27 protein-coding genes and 1 tRNA gene are annotated in these 22,894 nt (G+C 65.4%); 17 read left to right on the top strand and 11 right to left on the bottom strand.

Annotation, left to right across the window (positions count from 1 at the left end; all coding sequences use genetic code 11):
* Positions 1 to 122: 122 nt before the first annotated feature.
* The 5 genes from ssuD to M3A49_RS12465 all read left to right on the top strand — a co-directional run bounded on the left by ssuD (position 123) and on the right by M3A49_RS12465 (position 3,656).
* Positions 123 to 1,280 (top strand): FMNH2-dependent alkanesulfonate monooxygenase, encoded by a 1,158-nt coding sequence (ssuD, locus tag M3A49_RS12485; protein WP_266228945.1) that lies wholly within the window; start codon positions 123 to 125, stop codon positions 1,278 to 1,280.
* Between the two features lie 38 nt (positions 1,281 to 1,318).
* On the top strand, positions 1,319 to 2,161 hold the full coding sequence (gene ssuC, locus M3A49_RS12480; RefSeq protein WP_266228944.1) for an aliphatic sulfonate ABC transporter permease SsuC: 843 nt from the start codon (positions 1,319 to 1,321) through the stop codon (positions 2,159 to 2,161).
* Entirely contained in the window at positions 2,158 to 3,039 is an 882-nt protein-coding gene (locus M3A49_RS12475) for an ATP-binding cassette domain-containing protein (protein WP_266228943.1), read from the top strand. Before ssuC ends, M3A49_RS12475 begins: the two co-directional genes overlap by 4 nt.
* Before the next feature lie 52 nt (positions 3,040 to 3,091).
* Positions 3,092 to 3,307 (top strand): TOBE domain-containing protein, encoded by a 216-nt coding sequence (locus M3A49_RS12470; protein ID WP_028204871.1) that lies wholly within the window; start codon positions 3,092 to 3,094, stop codon positions 3,305 to 3,307.
* A 100-nt stretch (positions 3,308 to 3,407) separates the two neighbouring features.
* A complete protein-coding gene (locus tag M3A49_RS12465; RefSeq protein ID WP_266229034.1) occupies positions 3,408 to 3,656 on the top strand; it encodes a hypothetical protein in 249 nt (82 codons plus the stop codon).
* Here the strand turns inward: M3A49_RS12465 and M3A49_RS12460 are convergent.
* From M3A49_RS12460 to dusA, 3 genes are all read right to left on the bottom strand, one after another.
* Entirely contained in the window at positions 3,653 to 4,579 is a 927-nt protein-coding gene (locus tag M3A49_RS12460; RefSeq protein WP_266228942.1) for a DnaJ C-terminal domain-containing protein, read from the bottom strand. The two genes, M3A49_RS12465 and M3A49_RS12460, sit on opposite strands and share 4 nt — an antisense overlap.
* Positions 4,580 to 4,661: 82 nt before the next feature.
* A tRNA-His gene (locus M3A49_RS12455) sits at positions 4,662 to 4,737 on the bottom strand.
* 89 nt (positions 4,738 to 4,826) lie between these two features.
* Positions 4,827 to 5,828 (bottom strand): tRNA dihydrouridine(20/20a) synthase DusA, encoded by a 1,002-nt coding sequence (gene dusA, locus M3A49_RS12450; protein ID WP_266228941.1) that lies wholly within the window; start codon positions 5,826 to 5,828, stop codon positions 4,827 to 4,829.
* 416 nt (positions 5,829 to 6,244) lie between these two features.
* Here dusA and M3A49_RS12445 point away from each other — a divergent pair, with 416 nt between their 5' ends.
* Entirely contained in the window at positions 6,245 to 6,517 is a 273-nt protein-coding gene (locus tag M3A49_RS12445; protein WP_028204875.1) for a hypothetical protein, read from the top strand.
* Positions 6,518 to 6,644: 127 nt separating this feature from the next.
* Here the strand turns inward: M3A49_RS12445 and M3A49_RS12440 are convergent, their stop codons facing one another.
* Positions 6,645 to 6,887, bottom strand: a complete 243-nt coding sequence (locus M3A49_RS12440; protein ID WP_266228940.1) for a hypothetical protein — start codon at positions 6,885 to 6,887, stop codon at positions 6,645 to 6,647.
* 184 nt (positions 6,888 to 7,071) lie between these two features.
* On the opposite strand from M3A49_RS12440, the gene M3A49_RS12435 reads away from it, so the two are divergent.
* The 3 genes from M3A49_RS12435 to M3A49_RS12425 all read left to right on the top strand — a co-directional run bounded on the left by M3A49_RS12435 (position 7,072) and on the right by M3A49_RS12425 (position 9,904).
* Positions 7,072 to 8,124 (top strand): NADP(H)-dependent aldo-keto reductase, encoded by a 1,053-nt coding sequence (locus M3A49_RS12435; RefSeq protein ID WP_266228939.1) that lies wholly within the window; start codon positions 7,072 to 7,074, stop codon positions 8,122 to 8,124.
* Positions 8,125 to 8,315: 191 nt separating this feature from the next.
* The gene (locus M3A49_RS12430) at positions 8,316 to 9,377 is read left to right on the top strand and encodes a permease (protein ID WP_266228938.1); all 1,062 of its coding nucleotides are present in this window, start codon (positions 8,316 to 8,318) and stop codon (positions 9,375 to 9,377) included.
* A 104-nt stretch (positions 9,378 to 9,481) separates the two neighbouring features.
* A complete protein-coding gene (locus M3A49_RS12425; protein ID WP_028204879.1) occupies positions 9,482 to 9,904 on the top strand; it encodes a hypothetical protein in 423 nt (140 codons plus the stop codon).
* Positions 9,905 to 9,922: 18 nt separating this feature from the next.
* On the opposite strand, the gene M3A49_RS12420 is transcribed toward M3A49_RS12425, so the two are convergent.
* Together M3A49_RS12420 and nodI are read right to left on the bottom strand one after the other, a co-directional pair.
* Entirely contained in the window at positions 9,923 to 10,759 is an 837-nt protein-coding gene (locus M3A49_RS12420) for an ABC transporter permease (RefSeq protein ID WP_266228937.1), read from the bottom strand.
* A gap of 58 nt (positions 10,760 to 10,817) precedes the next feature.
* Positions 10,818 to 11,732 carry a nodulation factor ABC transporter ATP-binding protein NodI gene (gene nodI, locus M3A49_RS12415; RefSeq protein ID WP_028204881.1) on the bottom strand — a complete coding sequence of 305 codons (915 nt, stop codon included), beginning with the start codon at positions 11,730 to 11,732 and terminating at the stop codon, positions 10,818 to 10,820.
* A gap of 320 nt (positions 11,733 to 12,052) precedes the next feature.
* Here nodI and M3A49_RS12410 point away from each other — a divergent pair, with 320 nt between their 5' ends.
* Positions 12,053 to 12,523 (top strand): universal stress protein, encoded by a 471-nt coding sequence (locus M3A49_RS12410; RefSeq protein WP_254355153.1) that lies wholly within the window; start codon positions 12,053 to 12,055, stop codon positions 12,521 to 12,523.
* A gap of 61 nt (positions 12,524 to 12,584) precedes the next feature.
* On the opposite strand, the gene M3A49_RS12405 is transcribed toward M3A49_RS12410, so the two are convergent.
* From M3A49_RS12405 to lexA, 3 genes are all read right to left on the bottom strand, one after another.
* On the bottom strand, positions 12,585 to 13,268 hold the full coding sequence (locus M3A49_RS12405) for a DUF2939 domain-containing protein (RefSeq protein ID WP_266229033.1): 684 nt from the start codon (positions 13,266 to 13,268) through the stop codon (positions 12,585 to 12,587).
* Positions 13,269 to 13,364: 96 nt separating this feature from the next.
* Positions 13,365 to 13,742, bottom strand: coding sequence for a hypothetical protein (locus tag M3A49_RS12400; protein WP_254355155.1), 378 nt, complete (start codon positions 13,740 to 13,742; stop codon positions 13,365 to 13,367).
* 87 nt (positions 13,743 to 13,829) lie between these two features.
* Positions 13,830 to 14,480 carry a transcriptional repressor LexA gene (gene lexA / locus M3A49_RS12395; protein ID WP_028204885.1) on the bottom strand — a complete coding sequence of 217 codons (651 nt, stop codon included), beginning with the start codon at positions 14,478 to 14,480 and terminating at the stop codon, positions 13,830 to 13,832.
* A 292-nt stretch (positions 14,481 to 14,772) separates the two neighbouring features.
* On the opposite strand from lexA, the gene M3A49_RS12390 reads away from it, so the two are divergent.
* The 6 genes from M3A49_RS12390 (at position 14,773) to M3A49_RS12365 (ending at position 20,949) form a co-directional block, all read left to right on the top strand.
* Positions 14,773 to 15,831, top strand: a complete 1,059-nt coding sequence (locus M3A49_RS12390) for a sulfate ABC transporter substrate-binding protein (RefSeq protein WP_266228936.1) — start codon at positions 14,773 to 14,775, stop codon at positions 15,829 to 15,831.
* Between the two features lie 125 nt (positions 15,832 to 15,956).
* Positions 15,957 to 16,856, top strand: coding sequence for a sulfate ABC transporter permease subunit CysT (gene cysT, locus M3A49_RS12385; protein WP_254355156.1), 900 nt, complete (start codon positions 15,957 to 15,959; stop codon positions 16,854 to 16,856).
* Positions 16,853 to 17,821 carry a sulfate ABC transporter permease subunit CysW gene (gene cysW, locus M3A49_RS12380; RefSeq protein WP_266228935.1) on the top strand — a complete coding sequence of 323 codons (969 nt, stop codon included), beginning with the start codon at positions 16,853 to 16,855 and terminating at the stop codon, positions 17,819 to 17,821. The genes cysT and cysW overlap by 4 nt, the downstream gene beginning before the upstream one ends.
* 2 nt (positions 17,822 to 17,823) lie before the next feature.
* Entirely contained in the window at positions 17,824 to 18,882 is a 1,059-nt protein-coding gene (locus M3A49_RS12375; protein ID WP_266228934.1) for a sulfate/molybdate ABC transporter ATP-binding protein, read from the top strand.
* Positions 18,883 to 18,943: 61 nt separating this feature from the next.
* A complete protein-coding gene (locus M3A49_RS12370) occupies positions 18,944 to 19,870 on the top strand; it encodes a CysB family HTH-type transcriptional regulator (protein WP_266228933.1) in 927 nt (308 codons plus the stop codon).
* Positions 19,871 to 19,920: 50 nt separating this feature from the next.
* Positions 19,921 to 20,949, top strand: coding sequence for an asparaginase (locus tag M3A49_RS12365; protein ID WP_266228932.1), 1,029 nt, complete (start codon positions 19,921 to 19,923; stop codon positions 20,947 to 20,949).
* Between the two features lie 87 nt (positions 20,950 to 21,036).
* Here M3A49_RS12365 and lysM read toward each other — a convergent pair whose 3' ends face one another.
* On the bottom strand, positions 21,037 to 21,546 hold the full coding sequence (gene lysM / locus M3A49_RS12360; RefSeq protein ID WP_254355161.1) for a peptidoglycan-binding protein LysM: 510 nt from the start codon (positions 21,544 to 21,546) through the stop codon (positions 21,037 to 21,039).
* On the opposite strand from lysM, the gene M3A49_RS12355 reads away from it, so the two are divergent.
* Positions 21,539 to 21,760: a hypothetical protein gene (locus tag M3A49_RS12355; RefSeq protein ID WP_266228931.1), complete on the top strand. Its 222-nt coding sequence runs from the start codon at positions 21,539 to 21,541 to the stop codon at positions 21,758 to 21,760. The two genes, lysM and M3A49_RS12355, sit on opposite strands and share 8 nt — an antisense overlap.
* 227 nt (positions 21,761 to 21,987) lie before the next feature.
* Here the strand turns inward: M3A49_RS12355 and M3A49_RS12350 are convergent, their stop codons facing one another.
* A complete protein-coding gene (locus tag M3A49_RS12350) occupies positions 21,988 to 22,893 on the bottom strand; it encodes a 2-hydroxy-3-oxopropionate reductase (RefSeq protein WP_028204892.1) in 906 nt (301 codons plus the stop codon).
* Between the last annotated feature and the right edge of the window lies 1 nt (position 22,894).

Genomic DNA, 22,894 nt, shown 5'->3' with positions numbered 1-22,894 from the left:
CTGCTGTCGAACCCTTTCAATTGAGCCACGAGCGGCGCGTTCGTTTGCGCGGCGTGCCCGCGCGCGCCCGCTGGCCGGCAGTCACCCGATTCGTGTTTCGAATTTCCAGGCAGGAGCAATGCATGAATGTGTTCTGGTTCATCCCGACCCACGGCGACAGCCGCTATCTGGGCACGACCCAGGGCGCGCGCGCGGCCGATCTCGCGTATTTCCAGCAGATCGCCGTCGCCGCCGATACGCTCGGCTACGAAGGCGTCCTGCTGCCCACGGGCCGCTCGTGCGAGGACGCGTGGGTCGTGGCGTCGAGCCTCATTGCCGCGACGCGGCGTCTGAAGTTTCTCGTGGCGATCCGCCCGGGCCTCTCGTCGCCGGCGCTCTCCGCGCGCATGGCTGCCACGTTCGACCGGCTCTCCAATGGCCGCCTGCTCATCAACGTCGTGACGGGCGGCGATACGGCCGAACTGGAAGGCGACGGCCTTTTCGTCGATCACGACACGCGCTACGAGATCACCGACGAGTTCCTGCATATCTGGCGCAAGCTGCTCGCGGCATCGCACGCGAACGAGGCGGTCGACTTCGAGGGGCGCCATCTGCGCTCGGTGGGCGGCAAGGTGCTGTATCCGCCCGCGCAGCGCCCGCATCCGCCGTTGTGGTTCGGCGGCTCGTCGCCGGCCGCGCACACCATGGCGGGCGCGCACATCGACACCTATCTGACGTGGGGCGAACCGCCCGAAGACGTGGCGCGCAAGATCGCCGACATTCGCGCGCGGGCCGCAGAGCACGGACGCACGATCCGCTTCGGCATTCGCCTGCACGTGATCGTGCGCGAGACAGAAGACGAAGCGTGGGCCGCCGCCGACAAACTCATCAGCCACCTCGACGACGAAACGGTTGCGCGCGCCCAGGCCGCGTTCGCCAAGATGGATTCGGAAGGCCAGCGCCGGATGGCCGCGCTGCACGGCGGCAAGCGCGGCACGCGCAAGGATCTCGAGGTGTATCCGAATTTGTGGGCGGGCGTGGGCCTCGTGCGTGGCGGCGCGGGCACGGCGCTCGTCGGCAATCCTGAACAGGTGGCCGCGCTCATGAAGGAATATGCGCAGCTTGGCATCGAGACGTTCATTTTGTCCGGCTATCCCCATCTCGAGGAATCCTACCGGTTTGCGGAACTCGTGTTTCCGCTGCTGCCGGGGCGCGCGGCGAAGGGCGCCGGCGGCCCGCTCTCGGGGCCGTTCGGCGAAGTGGTCGGCAATCACTATCTGCCGAAAGTGAGCCAGAGCTGAGGCGCTGGAGAACGGCAGCAATCGTGGAGGACGCAACGATGACGCAATCCGTAGTCACGGCCGCACCGAGCCCAGGCGGCGCGCCGCGCGCCGCGCGGGCATTCGTGCGGGCGAGCCGGCGACGGCTCGCACCCTGGCTCGTGCCGCTGGCGGTGCTTTTGATCTGGGAGCTTGCCGCAAGGAGCGGCGTGCTCTCGACGCGCGTGCTGCCCGAGCCGCTCGCCGTGGTGCGGGCGGCCCGGTCGCTGATCGAGTCGGGAGAAATGTGGGCGGACGTGCGCGTGAGTACGTGGCGGGCGCTTTCGGGGTTCGCGATCGGCGGCGGCATCGGGCTCGTGCTCGGGCTGGCCACCGGGCTTTTCAAGCCCGTTGAAACCGCGCTCGATTCGACCGTGCAGATGGTCCGCAATATTCCGGCGCTCGCCATGATTCCGCTCGTGATTCTCTGGTTCGGCATTGGCGAGGAGGCGAAAGTCTTTCTCGTGGCGCTGGGCGTGTTCTTTCCCGTGTACGTGAATACGTTTCACGGCATCCGGTCGGTGGACGCCCATCTCGTCGAGATGGCGCGCAGCTACGGGCTCAAGGGTTTCGCGCTCTATCGCGAGGTGATATTGCCGGGGGCGTTGCCTTCGATTCTCGTCGGCGTGCGCTTTGCGCTCGGTCTGATGTGGGTGACGCTGATCGTCGCCGAAACGATCTCCGCGCAGTCGGGCATTGGCTACATGACGATGAACGCGCGCGAATTCCTGCAAACCGATGTGGTGGTGGTCGGCATCCTGCTTTATGCGGCGCTTGGCAAGCTCGCCGACTGGCTTGCGAAGTCGCTCGAGCGCGTGGCGCTGCGCTGGCACCCCGCTTATCAACAGGAGAACGAAGCATGAGCGCGAGTCAACTGGCGCCGAACTACGGCGTGGGGCGGGATGGTTTCGAGCGTGTGCAGGCGCGCGAACGCAACGACAGGGCGCAAGCGGCGCGCGAGGGCGTGGCGCTGCGTACGCCTACACCCGACATGGACGCCGCCGTTGCCCTTCGCGGTGTGGGAAAACGCTACGGCGAGCGCGCCGTGCTGGACGGCTTCGATCTCGCGATCGAGCGCGGCAGTTTTGTATCGATCGTCGGACGCAGCGGTTGCGGCAAGTCGACGTTGCTGCGCCTGATCGCCGGCCTCGAAACACCGGACGAGGGCGCGGTGGAGCGGCGCGGCGCAGGTGGCGCGCCGCTCGATACGCGCATCATGTTTCAGGACGCGCGCCTCTTGCCGTGGAAGACTGTCTTGCAGAACGTGATGCTAGGCCTCGGACGCGGCGCGCGTGACGACGCCCGCGCGGTGCTCGACGAAGTGGGCCTGCTCGCGCGCGCCGACGAGTGGCCCGCGCGCCTCTCGGGCGGCCAGCGCCAGCGCGTGGCGCTCGCCCGCGCGCTCGTGCATCGTCCGAGCCTGTTGCTGCTCGACGAGCCGCTCGGCGCACTTGACGCGCTGACGCGCCTCGAGATGCATGCGCTGATCGAGCGACTGTGGCGCGAGCATCGCTTCACCGCGCTGCTGGTGACGCACGACGTGCACGAAGCCGTCGCACTGGGCGACCGTATTTTGCTCGTCGAGGCCGGGCGCATCGCACTCGATCAGCGCGTGCCGCTCGAGCGCCCGCGGGCGCGCGTCGATGCACGCTTCGCCGCGCTCGAGGAGCGCGTGCTGCAGCGCGTGCTCGGCCACGGTTCACAGCAAGCCGCCGGGCGGCCAGCGGGTGCAGTGGCTTGAATCATTCATCAGGAATCCTCTTGTTTATACTCGAACTGACGGAGTCGAACTTATGAGTATTACCGCCATCAACGTGCGCAACCAGTTTCGCGGCAAGATCAAGGAGATTATTCGCGGGCCCGTCGTTTCGGAAGTCGATGTCGACACGGCATTCGGCATCGTCACATCGGTCATCACCACGCGCTCGATCGACGAACTCGAGCTGAAGGTGGGCTCGGAAGTGGTCGCGCTGGTGAAGTCGACGGAGGTGTCGATCGCGCGCCTGTGAAGCGCGTCTGTGAAGTGTGCCCGCGCGTCGCCGCCGCCTTCGAGGCGCGGCGCCCGGAAGTGCTAGCATGAACCGTCAGCAGCAGACGAAAGAGGCGAGCATGGAGCCGAAGGGCATCGACATGGGCGACTACCAGGAGCGCTACAAGGACTACGACATCGAAGTCGCGGTCGAGCAGGTGCTCACGGGCGTGAAGGCGCACTATCGCGTGCTGAAGGGCGAGACGGTCGTGGAGGACTGGCAACTCGTGCATATCACGCGCCTGTGGTCTACCGAGCACGCGGCCGCGGAAGCGGGCTTCGAGGCAGCGCGCGCGTGGATCGATGCGCGCGGCACGCAGGCGCGCTAGCGTTTGCCCTGCGAGCCCGCGCCAGCCGACTGGCTTGCCCGGCGCTCTGCATCGGCGAACATGTCGCGTAGTTGCTGGCGCTCGGCGCCGGTCAAATGTGCGGCGGCTGCCGGCATCGTGAGGACCAGATGCAGCGTAAGGTTGCCGCGTGCGCCGTTGCGGTCCGCGAGTCCAACACCGGGTAGACGGATTGGCGTGCGCACATTCGCGTTCGCCGGAATTTTCACTTCGAACGTGCGGCCGAGGACCCTTGCCTGAACGCCGCCGCCCAATATGGCCGTCATGAAGTCGATTGGAAGCTCGCAAGCGAGATCAAGCCCGTTGCGCGTGAAGCCCGGGCCGCAAACGATGGAGACCGAGAAAGTCGCGTCTCCCGGCGGGCCGCCGTTCACGCCGGGATGGCCGCCACCGGCTACCACGAGACGCTGACCGTCCCATGCTCCGCGCGGAATCTCAACCACTTCCGACTTGCGCCATGTCTTTACGCCGGTGCCGTGGCATTGTACGCAAAGCGCGCCGCGATCTTGCTGTTCGCACGCTGGGCACGGACCTTTGACAGGGTAGTGGGCCTGAACGCCGCCGCCATTGATCGCGACGTCGAGCGGCACGAATAGCTCGAGGAGGCAGTTGGCGCCGCGCATGGGCGGCGCCGCGCGGCGCTGGCGCGGTTGAGCTTCGTCGTTGCGCGTCTTGGTGGCTGAACTCGCGGCGCCCGTTGTTCTGGCCGTTGGGGCGATGCGCCTGCCGCTCAGAATCTCGAAGGCCTCCTGAATGAGCTTGAACACCGGCTCGACTGCCGCCTCGCGACCCTTGTTGCGGTCGGGGTGGTACTTCGCACGCAGTTGACGGTAGGCGCGCTTGATCTCTGCCGGCGACGCAGTCTCCGGCAGTTGCAGCCGCCTGTAGTATTCCTCGAAGCTCAAAGGCGTTCCCGGGTGTCTCTCGTGCACAGACGCAAAAAAGCCCGCAACCAGTGCGGGCTCATTTGTTCACTGCTGAATTCTTTGGGGTGGCTGATGGGACTCGAACCCACGACAACAGGAATCACAATCCTGGACTCTACCAACTGAGCTACAGCCACCGCTGTTTTCCTCAACTAGCGCTGCTTCGAAAGCGGCGCCAATCAAGAAGGAAGATTATATACATACCAAAGCTAGCTTGCCTAGCCCTTTATTCAAGAATTTCGTCCGGAACGCGCAGATATTCGCGGGCCTCGTCGAAGATCGCGAGGTCTGCTGTCGCGAGCTTGCGGCTGTCTGAGAGGATGCGGCGCCAGCCGCGCGCACCGGCTACGCCGCGGTACAGACCCAGCGCATGGCGCACGATCGCGCCCAGGTAAGTGCCGCGCGCGATTTCGCTCGCGCAGTACTCGATGAGCCTCGCTTCGACTTCCTCGCGCGTGAGCGCGGCACCGGTTGCGCCATAGAAGCGCGCATCGACGTCGGCGAGCACGTAGGGGTTGTGGTAAGCCTCGCGGCCGAGCATCACGCCATCGACATGCTGCAGATGCTGCTCGACTTCGTCGAGCGTCTTGATACCGCCGTTGATGATGATTTCGAGCTGCGGGAAATCGCGCTTGAGCTGGTACGCGTAGTCGTACTTGAGCGGCGGGATCTCGCGGTTTTCCTTGGGGCTCAAGCCCTTCAGGATCGCGTTGCGCGCGTGCACGATGAAAACCTCGCAGCCCGCTTCGGCAATCGTGCCGACAAAGTCGCGCACGTACGCATAGTCCTCGACTGTATCCACGCCGATGCGGTGCTTGACCGTCACGGGCGCGGATACGACATCGCGCATCGCCTTCACGCAGTCCGCCACCAGTTGCGGTTCGTTCATCAGGCACGCGCCGAACGCGCCGCGCTGCACGCGCTCGGATGGGCAGCCGCAGTTCAGATTGATCTCGTCGTAGCCCCACTGTTCGCCGAGCTTCGCGGCGCGCGCCAGGTCGACGGGTTCGCTGCCGCCCAGTTGAAGCGCGACCGGCGCCTCGGCCGGCGTGAACGCGAGATGGCGCGGCACGTCGCCGTGGAGGAGGGCGCCCGTCGTCACCATCTCCGTGTACAGCCAGGTGTGCCGGGAGATGAAGCGATGCAGCGAGCGGCAGTGGCGATCGGTCCAGTCCATCATCGGCGCGACGGAGACGCGGCGGGGGCTGGCTTGACGGTTGGCGGACATGGCGATGGAAACCGATGAGTAACGGCTGGCGTGGAACAACCTTGCATTTTAACGCATACCGGGCTGGCCCTTCGTACCCTTTGCGCACTGCGCCAATTTGCCGGATATCTCTGCAGGAAGCGCGCCCAAAGCCCCTTTTTGGCCGAAAAACCCTACCGGCGTTATGTAATCCGCGTGGAATTTGCTGCGTTGCGCAAATTCTTTTGTGGGCGCTTTTAGGGTCTGTTCGTCGCTCAGCCCCGTCAGAACTGCCTGACGGGATTGTTGTGGAACGGAGAATAGTAAATTCGGATTATCGCGATTATTTTCCAATAGTAGGTGTATACACTGAGTTTCGTTGACGCAGCTCGTGGGCACTGACCTCCCAGGCGCGGCGCCTTCCCGATCCGCAACTGAACCTGATATTGGAGTCCACCATGAAGACCAAACTCATCGCAGCGCTGCTGGTCGCAGCTACCGCTTCTGTTGCCGCTCCGGCGTTCGCCAGCGGCTACGGCCCGGCGCCGTTCTATCGCCCGGACGTCGGCGCGCCCGCTTCGCAGCGTGGCCAGAGCGTCCAGACCGTGGCCGCCGAACGCGTCCAGGAGCAAGGCGCCCAAACGGCTTACGGCGGTGTCGCCGGCTCGGCTTCGCAGTCGGGCAGCCACGCGAAGGCCACGGGCCCGCAATCGGTCTTCTTTGGCCAGTAACTCGCGCCGAAGTTTCCGCTTCGTTGCCGGGCCGCCTGCTAGACGGTCGGCCTGAAAGCCGGATGTCGATTCGACGTCCGGCTTTTTGCATTTCTGCGCCCGATCTAATTTGTCCCTCGGGCGACGCTCAGGAAGCGGCGCGCACGCGCTTGTCGATCGCCTCGCGAATACGGTCGAAGGCCGCGTCGAAGGCGTTGTCCTGGGTAGGAAAGCGGCCGGCGGCGATGCCGTCGACCGGCACGTTGGCGTTTTCGGCGTCCGTGAGGCTCTGGATGGTTTGCGTCGAGACAAAAAAGCCGGCTTCGTGGTCGCCGTCCACGCCGGCTGTCATGTCGAAACCCATGTATTCGTAGCTGCGTCGGTTTTCCATGCCGATTTCTCCTCGTAGGCGCCTGTGCGGATTCTGGCACGTCTCCCGCTGAACGGCGTCACGACCGGCCGCGGCGCATGCGGCCGCGTTCGGCGGAAAGCGGCCGTATTCTGCAACTCCTGAAAAAATTCCCGCGCCGTGGTAGTTTCGGCGCTCCCCAACCGAACTGATGGACAACGTTTCCATGGAATACCGCACACTCGGCGATACCGACGTCAAGGTAAGCCTGATCGGGCTCGGCACGATGACGTGGGGCGAGCAGAACACGGAGCGCGAGGCGCACGAGCAGATCGACTACGCGCTCGACCAGGGCGTCACGCTGATCGATGCTGCTGAAATGTACCCCGTGCCGCCGCGTCCGGAGACGCAGGGACAGACCGAGCGCTTCATCGGGACGTGGCTCGCGCAGCATCGCGCGGCGCGCGAGCGCATCGTGCTCACCACCAAAATTGCGGGCCCGGCTCGCCAGCCGCACAACCCGCAGCACATTCGCGGGCCGCAGAACCAGTTCGACCGCAAGAATCTGACCGAAGCGCTCGACGGCAGCCTGAAGCGCCTGCAGACCGATTACGTCGACCTGTATCAACTGCACTGGCCCGACCGCAGCACGATGACGTTCGGCCGCGGCATGTATCCGTATCTCGACGATGCCTACACGGTGCCGATCGAGGAAACGCTCAGCGTGCTCGCCGATTTCGTGAAGGCGGGCAAGATCCGCCATATCGGCGTATCGAACGAAACGCCGTGGGGCGTTGCGCAGTTCCTGCGCGCCGCCGACAAGCTCGGTCTGCCGCGCATCGTCAGCATCCAGAATCCGTATAGCCTGCTCAACCGCACGTTCGAAAGCGGCCTGTCCGAATTCACGCACCGCGAAGGCGTGGGCCTGCTCGCGTATTCACCGCTCGCGTTCGGCTGGCTTTCGGGCAAGTACGAGGGCGGGGCGCGTCCGCAAGGCGCGCGCATTACGCGGTTCGAACGCTTCAAGCGCTACAGCAAGCCGGAATCGGTGGCCGCGACGACGCGTTACGTGGAACTCGCCCGCGCACACGGCTACACGCCCGCGCAGTTTGCGCTTGCGTTCGTCAACAGCCGGCCGTTCCTCACCAGCAATCTGATCGGCGCGACCTCGCTCGAGCAGTTGAAGGAAAATATCGCCAGCGCCGACGTCGAGCTCACCCCCGAACTGCTCGCGCAGATCGACGCGCTGCACGAGCAGCAACCTAATCCGGCCCCTTAAAGGGAAAGCGGGAAACCGACCGGTCCCGTGCCGGGCCGCGCGGCGCCGCGCGAACGCCGACGCCGCAAAATCGTTGGCGATTCGCAAGGCATACACTACGATCCAGCATGCGCCGCCCGGGGCAGCCATCACGCCTCGCGTGACGGCGCCCCGGCGGCCGTCCATACGCTCAATCCCGGAGAATTTTTACAATGACGAGCGCACGTCCAGCGCAATCGCCCCCGTCTTACGGCTGGCCCATTTTCATTTTGCTGGCGGTGGCCGGCCTCTTCTACGTGAAGTGGTTTCCGTACTATCACCGCGCATTCACCGCCGAGGAAACCCACTCCATCGGCAAATCGATCCTGATGGGCGGCGCGGCCACGGCCCCCGACCCCTCGTTCTCCGCTGCGCTCGATTACGCCTTCGCCTACGGCCGGGCGATCTGGCAGGCCATGGTGCTCGGCCTGCTGCTCGGCTCCGGCGTGCAGGCGCTCCTGCCCGTGCAATGGGTCGCGCGCGTGCTCGGCCGGCGCGGCTTTGGCAGCGTGGCGGCGGGCGGCCTGCTCGCGGTGCCCGGCATGATGTGCACCTGCTGCGCCGCGCCCGTGGTCGTGGGCCTGCGGGCGCGCAATGCGTCGGCCGGCGGCGCGATCGCGTTCTGGCTCGGCAACTCGGTGCTCAATCCCGCCACGCTCGTGTTCATGGGCTTCGTGCTCGGCTGGCAGTGGAGTGCGCTGCGTCTCACGCTGGGCCTGCTGATGGTGTTCGGCCTCGGCTGGGTCTGCAACCGGCTCGTTACACCCGAGGAATCGCGTGCCGCCGACGACCGCCTCGCGCAACTCGCCCAGCAGCAGGCCGAAGGCGGCAACGTCTTCGTGCGCTGGGCGCGTATCTTCGCGCGCATGGCCGTGCGGCTGGTGCCGGAATACATCGTGCTGGTGCTGTTGCTCGGCGCCGCGCGAGCGTGGCTGTTCCCGCACATCGGCCCGGAAGTCACGAGCAGCCTTGGCTGGATCGTCACGTTCGCCGTGGTCGGCATGCTGTTCGTGATTCCCACGGCCGGCGAGGTCCCCATCATCCAGGCGATGCTCGCGCTCGGCATGGGCGTGGGGCCCGCGGGCGCGCTGCTGATGACGCTGCCGCCCGTGAGCGTGCCGTCGTTCGCGATGCTGGCGGGCTCGTTCCGGCCGCGCATGCTTGCCGTCGTGGGCACGACGGTGGTGTTCTTCGGCATCGCCGCCGGGCTAGCGGCGGTGGCCCTCGGCTTCTAGGGACGCCGGGACGAGGCAGGCGCCATGCGCTCAGCGTTGGCATTCTTGTAATACGCGGGCGGTTCGCCGTCCGCCACGGAGCGGGCCGCGGCCCGAAAACCAGCATGGCAAAGCAAAAAACCAATCCGAAACTCGAGCAGGCGCTCACGCGCGGCGATCTCGCCATTCGCCAGGCCAATTCGGCCCGCGCCACGGCGGTGCTGCGCGCGCTCGGCAAGATGATCGTCGAGGCTTCGGCCACCATCGGCGTCGAGGCGGATACCTCGATTCCCGACGGCGATCGCATTTACGACCCGGCCGACGGTCTCTGGCCGCAGTCGCTGCTGGTTTCGCTCGATGGCCCGGTGGAGGAGTCGGATCCCGAAGAGGTCCGCACGGTGCGTTTGCTCGCCCAGACCCAATCGACGATGTTCCGCGTGGAATGGCATCGCGCCGACGGCAAGGTCGGCCGCCAGGAAGGCGGCCCGTTCGCGACGGTCGCGTTCATTTCGGACGTCGATATTCCCTGGGGCGATGACGAGGACTGAACGCCGCGCGGTGCGCTTTCAGCGCATCATGCGCCGGCGGAACAGCACGGAAGCGATCGCGAACGGCACCACCACGTAGATCGCGAGCACCAGCAGGTGCAGGCCTGCCTGCTCGACAGGCCGGTCGAGCATGGCGGGGCGGATCAGCGCAACGGCATGCGCGAGCGGCAGCATCAACGTGATGTGTTGCGCGGCCGCGGGCAGTTGCGCAATCGGAAAGAACACGCCGGAGAGCAGCAGCATCGGCGTGAGCACGAGCGTCTGATAAAACATGAAGAAGTCGTAGGACGGCGCGAGCGCGGTGACGATCATGGCGCAGCTCGCGAACGCGAGGCCCGCGAGCGCGATCACGGGCAGCGCGAGCAGCATGGAAGGAAAGCTCGCGTAGCCGAGCAGGCCCGCCACCACCATGATCGCCAAGCCCGAGAGCATCGACTTGCTCGCGGCCCACATCACTTCGCCGAGCACGACGTCGCCGAGCGTGAGCGGCGTGTGCATGATCGCTTCCCACGTGCGCTGCACGTGCATGCGCGAGAAGCCCGAGTACATCGACTCGAAGCTCGCCGACATCATCACCGAAGACGACACCGTGCCCGCCGCGAGAAACGCGATGTACGAGACGCCGTCGACGTGCCCCACCATCAGCCCGAGCCCGAAGCCGAGACCGAACAGATAAATCATCGGATCGGCGAGATTGCCGAACATCGACGCGAGGGCGAGCTTGCGCCAGACCAGATAGTTGCGTCGCCACACGGCCATCCAGTGCGTGGCGTTCGAAGGCAGCGCAGCGCGCGGCTCGCGCACGCTCGCATGCTTGGGGCGCGAGGGCGTCGGGTTGTTGGTGCGTGTCTGCATGGTGTCCTTGGCGATTCGTCCGCCGCCGTCGATCTTGCCGCCGTTAATCTTGCCGCCGTCAATCCTGCATCTCGCGGCCCGTGAGCCGCAGGAACACGTCTTCGAGATTCGCGGGCCGGTGCAGGTAGCGCAAATCGGAACGATGGCGCAGCTTCGCATGAACGGGCGCGGGGTCGTCCACATAGCAGAACAGCGTCTCGCCGCTGATCTCCGTGCGCTTCGCATCGGCCGCGAGTTCGTCGCGCAACGCGACCGGGTCCGGTCCGTACACCTCGATCACATCGCAGCCGATTTCCGATTCGATCAGCGCCTTGGGCGCGCCCTCGGCGATCTTGCGGCCTTCCTCGATCACGCAGACGCGATTGCAAAGCCGTTCGGCCTCCTCCATGAAATGCGTGGTGAGCAGAATCGTCTTGCCGCGCGCGAGCAGCGAGCGTAGCCGCTCCCAGATCAGATGCCGCGCCTGCGGATCGAGGCCCGTGGTGGGCTCGTCCATCACGAGCACGTCGGGGTCGTTCACGAGCGCGCGCGCGAGGGTGAGACGACGGCGCATGCCGCCGGAGAGTTCGCCCACGCGTGCGTCGGCCTTGCTTTCGAGGCGCGCGAATTCGAGCAGCGGCGCGACGAGATCGCGCGTTTCACGCGCGGACAAGCCGAAGTAGCGGCCGAACACGAGCAGATTCTCGCGCACGGTGAAGTCGGGGTCGAGATTGTCGAACTGCGGCACCACCCCCACGCGCTGGCGGGCGTGGCGCGCACGCGCCGGCACCGGCTCGCCGCACAGGCTGATGCGCCCTGCATCGGGCGAAACGATGCCGAGCAGCATGCGCAGTGTCGTGGTTTTTCCCGCGCCGTTCGGACCGAGCAGTCCGAAGCACTCGCCGGGAAGAACGTCGAACGACAGGCCGTTGACGACCGCCCTGTCTCCGTAATGTTTGATGACCTGCTCGAATTCGATGGCGGGTGCGGGCATGGACCGGTTGAACGTGAGTCGAACGGGCATCGCGCGAGTCGATCGAAGCATCGAACGGAAAATCGCACGAAACAAGGCGGCCCATTTTAGTGCATTGCTGCCTGGCGGGTCAGGCCTCGCTTCGAGGCGGTTTGACGATGCGCGGGCAAATGCATGTCGCGGCAAGCATTCGCCAGTGCACAAGATGCGTGCGCCGTTCGGGGCGCATCTGGCGTTTTTCGATGCACACCTGGCGTTTTCCAGCCCTTGCGTGTGGAATTGCGGCGCACCATCATGAGAATCGCACAGCCTGCAAATCACGCGGGCGGGGAGAAGCGATCATGGCGAGCTATAAAAAAATTCTGCTCTGTTACGACGGCTCGCGCGAAGGCCGCAAGGCACTGCGCTGCGGCGCCGACCTTGCGCTCGATCTGCAGGCTGAGACGCACCTGCTCTCGGTCGTCGACATGCGTTCGACGATCGCCCAGAGCGCCGGCCTGCTGACCGACGTGGCCTGCGGCCGCTTCGAGGAAACGGCGCGCGAGATTCTTCAGGAAGGCGTGGACTGGCTAACCGAGCGTGGCGTGCGCGCCCAGGGGCACTTCGCGTTCGGTCATCCGATCGACGAAATCGCGAATCTGGCCAACGAGCTGAATGCGGACCTCGTGGTGGTGGGCCACCGTTGCCGCACGGGGCTCTCGCGCTGGTGGATGGGCGCGGGCAACACGCCGCTGCTCGACCGCGTATCGTGCAGCATTCTCGTGGCGTGTTCGTCGGCGGCTGAGGAAAAGAAGCAGCAAGCCGCCGCGTAAGGGATCAAGCAGGCCGGTTCGCGCAGAACCGGCCTGGCTCCGCTGTCACTTCCGAACTGTCTCAGTTCGAGACGTTTCCTTCGTTTAGCTCGACCGCCGAGAGCTTCCACGAGAAGAGCCCGTGACGCTGCAGGATGGCGGCGTAGTGCTCGCCCGTATTGCCGCGGTCCCACGTGAGCGCGAACTCATTGAGGCCGCGATAGCCGGCCGTGGTCACCGGCCGAGCCTCGGGCGCGGGGTTGCCGGATGCCGCCGGAGCAGGTGGCGCGGCGGGTGCGGGTGCCGATTGAGCTGGTTCTGCCGATTGCGTGGATGGCGCGCCGGATTCTGCTGGTGGCGGCGCGTGCGGCCGGTCGCCGGGCTTGCCCGTCGGCGGCATGCCATCGAGCAGGGCGGCCACGCCTTCCGGTGTGGCGTAGGCATCCACGAGCGGACTAATCAATGCCGCGCCAATCACGGCGCCGAGGATCAGCAGCGGATTGCTGCTGTGCTGCCCCTCGACGCGCCGCTGCAGCATCTCGCCAACCTGCTGTTTCAGGCTCAGGCGCAGTGCAGGGTAATCGACGTACTCGTTGAGCGCGACGGCGTCACGCGCGTCGGCGGCGGCTTTCATGTGTTTCACCGCGATATAGGGCGACGCATAGGCGTAGCCGATCGCGGCAACCACCATGGCGAGCGCAACCGTGATCGCGACCGGCTTTTTCCAGCCTTGGGTCTTACGCGGGGTCGAGAGAGATTCCGTCATCGGCATAGGGCAAATCGTTTAGACACGGTGTTGACCGCAAACCAGGCCAAACGATCCCGCCCGTAACCTCTTCTCACATTTGAGCAGCGTTGCGGCTTACTTCGCGAGTGCAGCCGGCAGGTCGCTGTGCTGCTCGGCGATGCAGCGGTCGATCGCGCGGCAAACCGCGTCAACCGTGCCGACGAGGATGAGCCGCGACGGACCCTGATAGACGCGCACGGGCGCGCGGCGCATGGGCTGTTCGGTGTTGAGCGTGCTGTTGAGCGACACGCGCGCAAACGCTGGCTGGGCCGAGGGCAGCACCGGCAGGTCGGCCGTGCTGGCCGCCACCATCTCTGGCGAGTCTTCGAAGAGCGAGCCGCTCAGTGCGGTAGCCGAATCGCGGACTTCGCGGACCGCGCACGAGGCGATACCACGGAGATGGCGAAGACGGCCGAATTGGCGGAAGGGCAGCAAGCGGGCAAGACGTTCCATGACTCTCTCCAGGTAGTGCGCAGAGGGTGCGCAAACAATGTGCAAACAATGTGCAAACAATGTGCAAACTGCGCGCAGACGGATTGCTCAGAATTCGGTGGGGCGGATCAGCCCAACCGCGATGCCTTCGAGCGCGAATTCCGCGCTGCCGGCCTCGACAAAAATATTGTCGTAATCGGGGTTCTCGGCGATCAGCTCGAGCCCGTTCGGACGGCGCTTCAGGCGCTTCACGGTGACGTCGTCGCCAAGACGCGCCACGATGATCTGGCCGTCTTTCGCTTCGGCCTTCTTCTGCACGGCGAGCAGGTCGCCGTCGAGGATGCCGGCGTCGCGCATGGAAAGGCCGCGCACCTTCAAGAGGTAGTCGGGGCGGCTCGAGAAGAGCGCCGGGTCGCACATGTAGTTCTGCGAGATGTGCTCCTGCGCGAGGATCGGGCTGCCCGCTGCGACACGGCCAACGAGCGGCAGCGAGAGCTGCATGATGCTCGCGTGCGGAAGCGTGAACTGATGCGGCAGGTCGTCGGGCCCCGGCATGAGGCGGATGCCGCGCGAGGCGCCCGCAGCCAGTTCGATCACGCCCTTGCGCGCCAGCGCGCGCAGATGCTCCTCCGCGGAGTTCGCCGAGCTGAAGCCGAGTTCCGCCGCGATCTCGGCGCGCGTGGGCGGGAAGCCCGTGCGCTCGATGGCCCGGCGAACCAGATCGAAAACCTGCTGCTGTCGTGCGGTGAGTTTGGTCATGGCGCCACTGTATGTTTGAACAGGTAACTGTATTTTTATACAGTACTCGCCACTTTTCAAGTGTTACTTGAAGTTCGTCGACTGAGCGTTGCCATCAGGCCGCTTTCCCGCGTTTGCGCGGATGAAACCGCGCTCCAGCAGCGACTTCCTCTGTCCTTACCACTTTTGCGTATTAAAAAATGAAAAAACATCATTTTTAATAATGTAAGCAGATCGCTAGACTGGCCTCCATCGTTCGCTGCACTTCACCAAGGGGCGCAAACGAGCACACACGAGAACGGAGAACAGATAGATGGGCACGACACATACGGGGCGCGCGGGCTGGCTGAAAACACTGGCGGCAAAACTGGTGATCGGCGTTGCGCCGCTCGTCGGCGTCGCGACGATGGCGGCCATGGCGCCGGTGGCTGCTCACGCGGATACATCGCTGCTCAATGTCTCCTACGATCCGACGCGCGAACTGTACCAGGACATCAACGAAGCCTTCATCAAGCAGTGGAAGGCGAAGACGGGCGAAACGCTCACCATCAAGCAGTCGCATGGCGGCTCGGGTGCACAGGCGCGCTCGGTGCTCGACGGCCTGCAAGCCGACGTCGTGACGCTCGCGCTGGCATGGGACATCGACGCGCTCGCCAACAAGGGCATCGTCGCGAAGGACTGGCAAAAGCGCCTGCCCGACAACGCGTCGCCGTACACGTCGACCATCGTGTTCCTCGTACGCAAGGGCAACCCGAAGCACATCAAGGACTGGGATGATCTGACCAAGCCGGGCGTCTCGATCGTCACGCCGAATCCGAAGACCTCGGGCGGCGCGCGCTGGAACTATCTCGCGGCGTGGGCGTATGCGCTGCACCAACCGGGCGGCAACGAGCAGAAGGCGAAGGACTTCGTCTCGAAGCTCTACAAGAACGCGGGCGTGCTCGACTCGGGCGCACGAGGCGCCACGACGAGCTTCGTGCAGCGCGGCATCGGCGATGTGCTGATTGCATGGGAGAACGAAGCATTTCTCTCGCTCAAGGAATTCGGTCCGGACAAGTTCGAGATCGTCGTGCCTTCGGTGAGCATTCTGGCTGAGCCGCCGGTGACGGTGGTGGACAAGGTGGTCGACAAGAAGGGCACGCGCAAGGAGGCCGAGGCCTACCTGCAGTTCCTCTATAGCGAAGAGGGTCAGGAGATCGCCGCGAAGAACTTCTACCGTCCGCGTTCGGACAAGGTCCCGGCGGCGCTCACGGCGAAGTTTCCGAAGCTCAAGCTCTACACGGTCGACGACACCTTCGGCGGCTGGCCCAACGCGCAGAAGACGCATTTCGCGGATGGCGGCGTGTTCGATTCGATCTATCAACCGCAGTAAAGCTGTCAAGCAGCAAGCGGTCCGCATAGCGACGTGACCGGATAACAACGAAGCGCGCCTACGGGCGCGCTTTTCGGCGCCGCTTTGAATACAGGAAGCGCGCAACCCATGTCTGGATGATGAGCATGACCACGTTTAGATTCCGCAAGCCTAGTGCGCTGCCCGGATTCGGCTTGACGCTTGGCATCACCGTGGCTTACCTGAGCCTCGTGGTGCTCATTCCGCTCGCCGCCACCTTTCTCAAGACGGCGACACTCGACTGGAACCAGTTCGTGCGCGCAGTGTGGTCGCCGCGCGTGATCGCGTCGTACCGGCTCACGTTCACCGCCGCGCTCGGCGCGGCGTTGATCAATGCCGTATTCGGCTTCCTGCTCGCATGGGTGCTGGTGCGCTATACGTTCCCGTTCAAACGGGTGATCGATGCGCTCGTCGATCTGCCGTTCGCGCTGCCGACTTCCGTGGCGGGCATTTCGCTCGCCGCCGTGTATGCGGGCAATGGCTGGATCGGCCAGTTCCTGCAGCCGCTCGGTCTCAAGATCGCCTTCACGCCGCTCGGCGTGCTCGTGGCGCTGACCTTCATCGGCTTGCCGTTCGTCGTGCGCACGGTGCAGCCGGTACTCGAGGACTTCGAGCGCGAACAGGAAGAGGCCGCCGCGTGCCTCGGCGCCTCGCGCTGGCTCACGTTCCGCCGTGTCGTGCTGCCCGCGGTACTGCCGGCGCTCCTCACCGGCTTCGCGCTCGCATTCGCGCGCGCGCTGGGCGAGTACGGCTCGGTCATCTTCATCGCTGGCAACGTGCCGATGAAGTCGGAGATCACGTCGCTGCTCATCATCACGAAGCTCGAACAATACGACTACGCGGGCGCAACGGCGCTCGCCGTGATGATGCTCTGCGTGTCGTTCGTCATGCTGCTCCTCATCAATTCACTCCAGTGGTATTTGCAACGCCGCACGAGCCGGGGTGTAACGGCCGGCAGCGCGCCGAATGCCGTGGTGGGCGCAACCGTCGCGGGAGGTGCGCAATGAGCCCGCTGCCGCAACAACGAAGCACGCGCCGGCCGGACCCGGTCACCGAAGCAGCGTGGGTGCGCTGGCTCCTGATCGGCATCGCGCTCGCGTTTCTCGCGCTGTTTCTCGTGGTGCCGCTCGTCGCCGTGTTCTGGCAGGCGCTGTCGAAGGGCATCGGCTTCTACTTCACGTCGCTCGTCGATCCCGACGCGCTCGCCGCGATCAAGCTCACGCTCATCACCGCGGCGATCGCGGTGCCGTTGAATCTGGCTTTCGGCCTCGCGGCTTCGTGGGCGATCGCGAAGTTCGAGTTTCGCGGCAAGGCGCTGCTCACCACGCTGATCGACCTGCCGTTTTCGGTTTCGCCCGTGATTTCGGGTCTCATTTACGTGCTGCTGTTCGGCGCGCAGGGCTGGCTCGGGCCGTGGCTCGAAGACCACAACGTGCAGATCATCTTCGCGGTGCCGGGCATCGTGCTCGCCACGATCTTCGTGACGTTCCCGTTCGTCGCACGCGAGCTGATTCCGCTGATGCAGGCGCAGGGCAACGACGAAGAAGAGGCCGCCCACGTGCTGGGCGCCTCGGGCTGGCAGATGTTTCGCCGCGTGACGCTGCCCAATATCCGCTGGGGTTTGCTGTACGGCGTGATTCTCTGCAACGCGCGCGCGATGGGCGAGTTCGGCGCGGTTTCGGTGGTGTCGGGCCATATTCGCGGCCAGACCGACACGATGCCGCTGCACGTCGAGATTCTTTACAACGAGTACAACTTCGCGGCGGCGTTTGCCGTGGCATCGCTGCTCGCGTTGCTCGCGCTCGTCACGCTCGGCCTGAAGCTGCTCGCGGAGCGCCGCCTTTCGTCGGAACTGCGCGGCGCGGATGAGATTCCCGCCTATGCGGGCCCGCAACCCGTGGCCGTGCAACATGTTTCACAACACGCAGCGCCTCGCGCCGTGCGCCAACCGATTCAAGTAGGGGAGCAGTAAACATGGGCATCACCGTCAGCAATCTGCACAAGCGCTTCGGCGACTTCACTGCCCTCGACAACGTCTCGCTCGACTTTCCGCCCGGCGAACTGGTTGCGCTGCTCGGACCTTCCGGTTGTGGCAAGACCACGCTGCTGCGCGTGATCGCGGGCCTCGAATACGCCGACGCGGGCCAGGTCGTGCTGCAAGGCCAGGACGTGGGTGAGGTGGGCGCGCGCGAGCGCCAGGTGGGCTTCGTGTTCCAGCATTACGCGTTGTTCCGCCACATGACGGTGTTCGAGAACGTGGCGTTCGGCCTGCGCGTGAAGCCGCGCAGCGAGCGGCCCTCGGAGGCCGTGATTCGCGAGAAGGTGCATGAGCTGCTCAAGCTCGTGCAGCTCGACTGGCTCGCGCAGCGCTATCCGTCCGAGCTTTCGGGCGGGCAGCGTCAGCGCATCGCGCTTGCGCGCGCGCTCGCCGTGGAGCCGAAGGTGCTGCTGCTCGACGAACCGTTCGGCGCGCTCGACGCCAAGGTGCGCAAGGAGCTGCGCTCGTGGCTGCGCCGCCTGCACGACGATCTGCACATCTCGACGATCTTCGTCACGCACGACCAGGAGGAAGCGCTCGAGGTGGCCGATCGCATCGTCGTGATGAATCATGGGCACGTGGAGCAGGTGGGCAGCCCGCAGGACGTCTATGATCATCCGCAGACCGCCTTTGTCTACGAATTCCTCGGCGCCGCGAACCGGCTGCGCGGCAGCGTGGATGCGCGCGGTTTCGTCGCCGAGGGCGCGGCGCAGCCGATCTCGGTGCACGCGAGCTTCGAAGGCCCGGCGCTCGCCTACGTGCGGCCGCACGACCTCGTGCTGCACCGCGAAGCGAGCGATCATCGCGACGGCATCGTGGTCGACGTGCGCCGCGTGGTGACGCTGGGCGGTTCGGTGCGCGTGGAGCTGGAAAGCCGCACGGGCGGCGCGCTCGAAGCCGAGCTCGACCGCGAGTCGTGGCGCGCGCTGGGCCTCGCAGTGGGCGAGGGCGTGACGGCGGTGCCGCGCGGGCTGCGCGTATTTCCGGCGCAATGAGCGTTACAGTGCTCACATCGAGAAAAACGAACAATCGGTCAGCAGTCCCGGAGAGAAGACCATGAATTTTCAGCAGTTGCGTTTCGTGCGCGAAGCCGTGCGGCAGAACATGAACCTGACCGAAGTGGCGAACGTGCTGTATACGTCGCAGTCGGGCGTCTCCAAGCAGATCAAGGATCTCGAAGACGAACTCGGCGTGGACATTTTCATTCGCCGCGGCAAGCGCCTGACCGGCCTCACGGAGCCGGGCAAGGCCGTGCATCAGCTGATCGAGCGCATGCTGCTCGACGCCGAGAACCTGCGCCGCGTGGCGCGCCAGTTCGCGGACCAGGACAGCGGTCACCTCGTGGTCGCGACGACGCACACGCAGGCGCGTTACGCGCTGCCGAAGGTCGTGCACCAGTTCCGCGAAGTGTTTCCGAAAGTCCACCTCGCGCTGCGCCAGGGCAATCCGCAGCAGATCGCGCAGATGATCATCAACGGCGAGGCCGACCTCGGCATCTCGACCGAGGCGCTCGACCGCTTCCCCGATATCGTCACGTTTCCGTGCTACTCGTGGCATCACGTGGTGGTCGTGCCGAAGACGCATCCGCTCGTGGGCCGCGAAAATCTCACGCTCGAAGACGTGGCCGAGTACCCGGTCATCACCTACGACCAGGACTTCACGGGCCGCTCGCATATCGACCAGGCGTTCGCGAAAGCGAGCGTGGTGCCTGACGTGGTGTTGACCGCCATCGACGCGGACGTGATCAAGACCTACGTCGAACTCGGCATGGGCGTTGGCATCGTCGCGGCGATGGCCTACGACCCGAAGCGCGACAGCGAACTCGTCGCGCTCGACACGGAGCATCTCTTCGATGCGAGCACGACGCGAGTGGGCCTGCGCAAGGGCGCGTTCCTGCGCCAGTACGCATACCGGCTCATCGAAATGTTCGCGCCGCAGCTCACCGAGCAGCAGATCGCGAGCCAGTTGCGCGAGGCAACCTGAAAGGCGGGCTGATTTTCCCGGCGGGCGGCGGATCGCTTAAAATCGCCGCCATGAATACTTCCACTTCCTCTTCAGCGGCGACGCCAAAGGCGCTGCCGCGTATCGCCGTGCTCGCCACCGGCGGCACGATTGCGGGCTCTGCCGCAGACGCTGCGAACACCGCCGGCTACCAGGCCGGCGTGATCGGCGTCGCGCAGCTGCTGGCCGCCGTGCCGGGCCTCGACGCCATCGCGCAGATCCATGCCGAGCAGGTCGCGAGCATCGACAGCAAGGACATGTCGCTCGCGTTGTGGTCCACGCTCGCGCAGCGCGTGAACGAACTGCTGGCCAGCGACGAGATCGACGGCGTGGTGATCACGCACGGCACGGATACGCTCGAAGAAACCGCGTACCTGCTGCATCTCACGGTGAAGAGCACGAAGCCATGCATCCTGACGGCCGCCATGCGGCCCGCCACGGCGCTTTCCGCCGACGGCCCGCTCAATCTGCTCAATGCCGTCACGCTCGCGGCGAGCGAGGCGGCGGCCGGGCAGGGCGCGCTGGTGGCGTTCAATAACCGCATTCATTGCGCACGCGACGTCGCGAAGGTCAGCACCTATGCGGTGGATGCGTTCCAGTCGCCGGAAATCGGCGCGCTGGGCTGGGTGCAGGATGGGCGCGTGGAATTCCAGCGCCGCGCGCTGCGCCCGCATACGGTCGATGCGCCGTTCACGGCATCGGCGCAATGGCCGCAGGTCGAGATCGTGACGAGCTACGCGGGCGTGTCGCGCGCGGCGGTCGAAGCGCTCGTTGCCGCCGGCGTGGATGGGCTCGTCGTGGCCGGCACGGGCAACGGCTCGATACACGGCGCGTTGCAGCAGTCGCTGGCCGAGGCGGCCGCCAAGGGCGTGGCCGTCGTGCGCGCCTCGCGCGTCGGCTCGGGTCACGTGATGCACAACGGCGCGGCCAAGGACGATACGCTCGGCTTCGTCTCGTCGGGCACGCTCAGCCCGTACAAGGCGCGTGTGCTGCTGCTGCTCGCGCTGGCAGCGGGCACGACCGACAAGGCAGGGCTGCAGGACGTGTTCGACACGTACTGAGGCGGGCCGCGCACAGGGAAGAACGGGCCTGGCGGATCGCTCCGCCAGGCCCGTTTCGTTTCTGGCCGTGTTTGCGAGTTGCCGCGCTTACTGCAGCGGCGGAATCACGAGCACCTGACCCGGATAGATCTTGTCCGGGCTCTTGAGCATCGGCGTGTTCGCCTGGAAGATCGCGTCGTTTTTCGCGCCGCTGCCGTAGTACTTCTCGGCGATCTTCCAGAGGTTGTCGCCAGAAACGACCGTGTGGTGCTGCGCTTCGGGCGCGGGGTTCGTCACCGTCATCTGGTCGTCGACCTTGTCGACGTTCTGCACGTTGCCGGCCGCGACGAGGATCTTCTCCTTCGTCGGCTGGTCGGCGGCGTTGCCGGTGACCGTCACCGTGTGCGAGACGCCGTCGTAGGTCACCCCGAGGTTGTCGGCGTCGAGGCCTTGCGAGCGGATATAGGCCGCGATCGCCTCGCCGGCCTTCTGGTTCAGTTCGGCGAGATTCGCAGCGGGATCTGCCGGTGCGGCAGCGGGTTCCGCGGCGGCGGCGGGCGCTGCAGCCGTGCCGAACAGTTTTTCGCCTGCTTCCTTGATGAAATTGATAATGCCCATCGATCACACTCCTCACGTGCTGGAAATGACTGGGTGGTCACGCGTCGTGTCCACCTTGACCCGTCTGCGTGACAGCCGGATGAAAGCACAATTTTGGAAACGCGGCCGCGAAGGCGTCCATCGGGGCAGCGTCAAAGAGTGTGAAACCTGCGAGAAAAAAGAAGGCAAAGAAAAACGGGCATCCGACACGCGGACACCCGATGACGACGTCTGACCGACCAAGGCTTCCCCGCCGTCACCGGGCGCCGCTTTCGGACCCCACTGGCCGCCCTCAGCCCAGAGCGGCACCGATTTGCCTCGCGACGGTTGCCGCCGCCGCGAAGCGCCCCACGGGAGGCTCGTGCGCTTGTGTTGCTTCGCGCGAGCCGGTATGCGTGATCCGGTTCTGCGGGCGGTCCGCACGTTGCGTCGCGCGAACCGCCGTCCTGCAACCGCTAGTGCTCAAGCCACCTTCGCCTGCGCTTGCGGTTCGGCGATCTCGAAGTTCGCCATGATCTCCAGCGCGCGGATCATGGCCGAGTGGTCCCATGCCTTGCCGCCGTTCGCGGCGCACACGCTGAAGAGCTGCTGCGCGCTCGCGGTGTGCGGCAGGGCGATGCCCAGCTTGCGCGCGCCGTCGATCGCGAGGTTCAGGTCCTTCTGGTGCAGCTCGATGCGAAAGCCCGGATTGAACGTGCGCCTTGTCATGCGCTCGCCGTGCACTTCGAGAATGCGCGACGAAGCGAAGCCGCCCATCAGGGCCTTGCGCACGCGCTCGGGGTCCGCGCCCGAACGTGCCGCGAACAGCAGCGCTTCGGCCACGGCCTCGATGTTCAGCGCGACGATGATCTGGTTCGCCACCTTGCAGGTCTGGCCCGCGCCGTTGTCGCCGATGAGCGAAATGTTCTTGCCCATCAAGTCGAACAGTGGCTTGGCAAGATCGAACGACTTTTGCGGGCCGCCCACCATGATCGTGAGCGTGGCTTCGCGTGCGCCAACTTCGCCGCCCGAGACCGGCGCGTCGAGATAGTCGCAGCCGAGCGCGTTGATCTGCTTGGCGAACTGTTGCGTTTCGAGCGGCGAGATCGAGCTCATGTCGATTACGAGCTTGCCGGCCGAGAGACCCTTGGCGACGCCGTCGTCGGAGAACAGGACGTTGGCGACATCAGGCGTGTCCGGCACCATCACGATGACGATGTCCGAGACCTTCGCCACAGCCGTCGAATCGGCGACGACTTCGGTTTGCGTGCGCAGGTCGTCGGGCACGGGGTACTTGCCGTTCACGGCGAGCGTGTGGCCGCCCTTGATGAGGTTGCGCGCCATGTGCGCGCCCATGATGCCGAGTCCGATAAAGCCAATCTTTGCCATC

This window comes from Paraburkholderia sp. CNPSo 3076 (assembly GCF_026343935.1).
In the GTDB taxonomy this organism is placed as follows: domain Bacteria; phylum Pseudomonadota; class Gammaproteobacteria; order Burkholderiales; family Burkholderiaceae; genus Paraburkholderia; species Paraburkholderia nodosa.
Note: the sequence above shows the minus strand (reverse complement) of the source record. Positions and strands in the feature narration are given on the sequence as shown.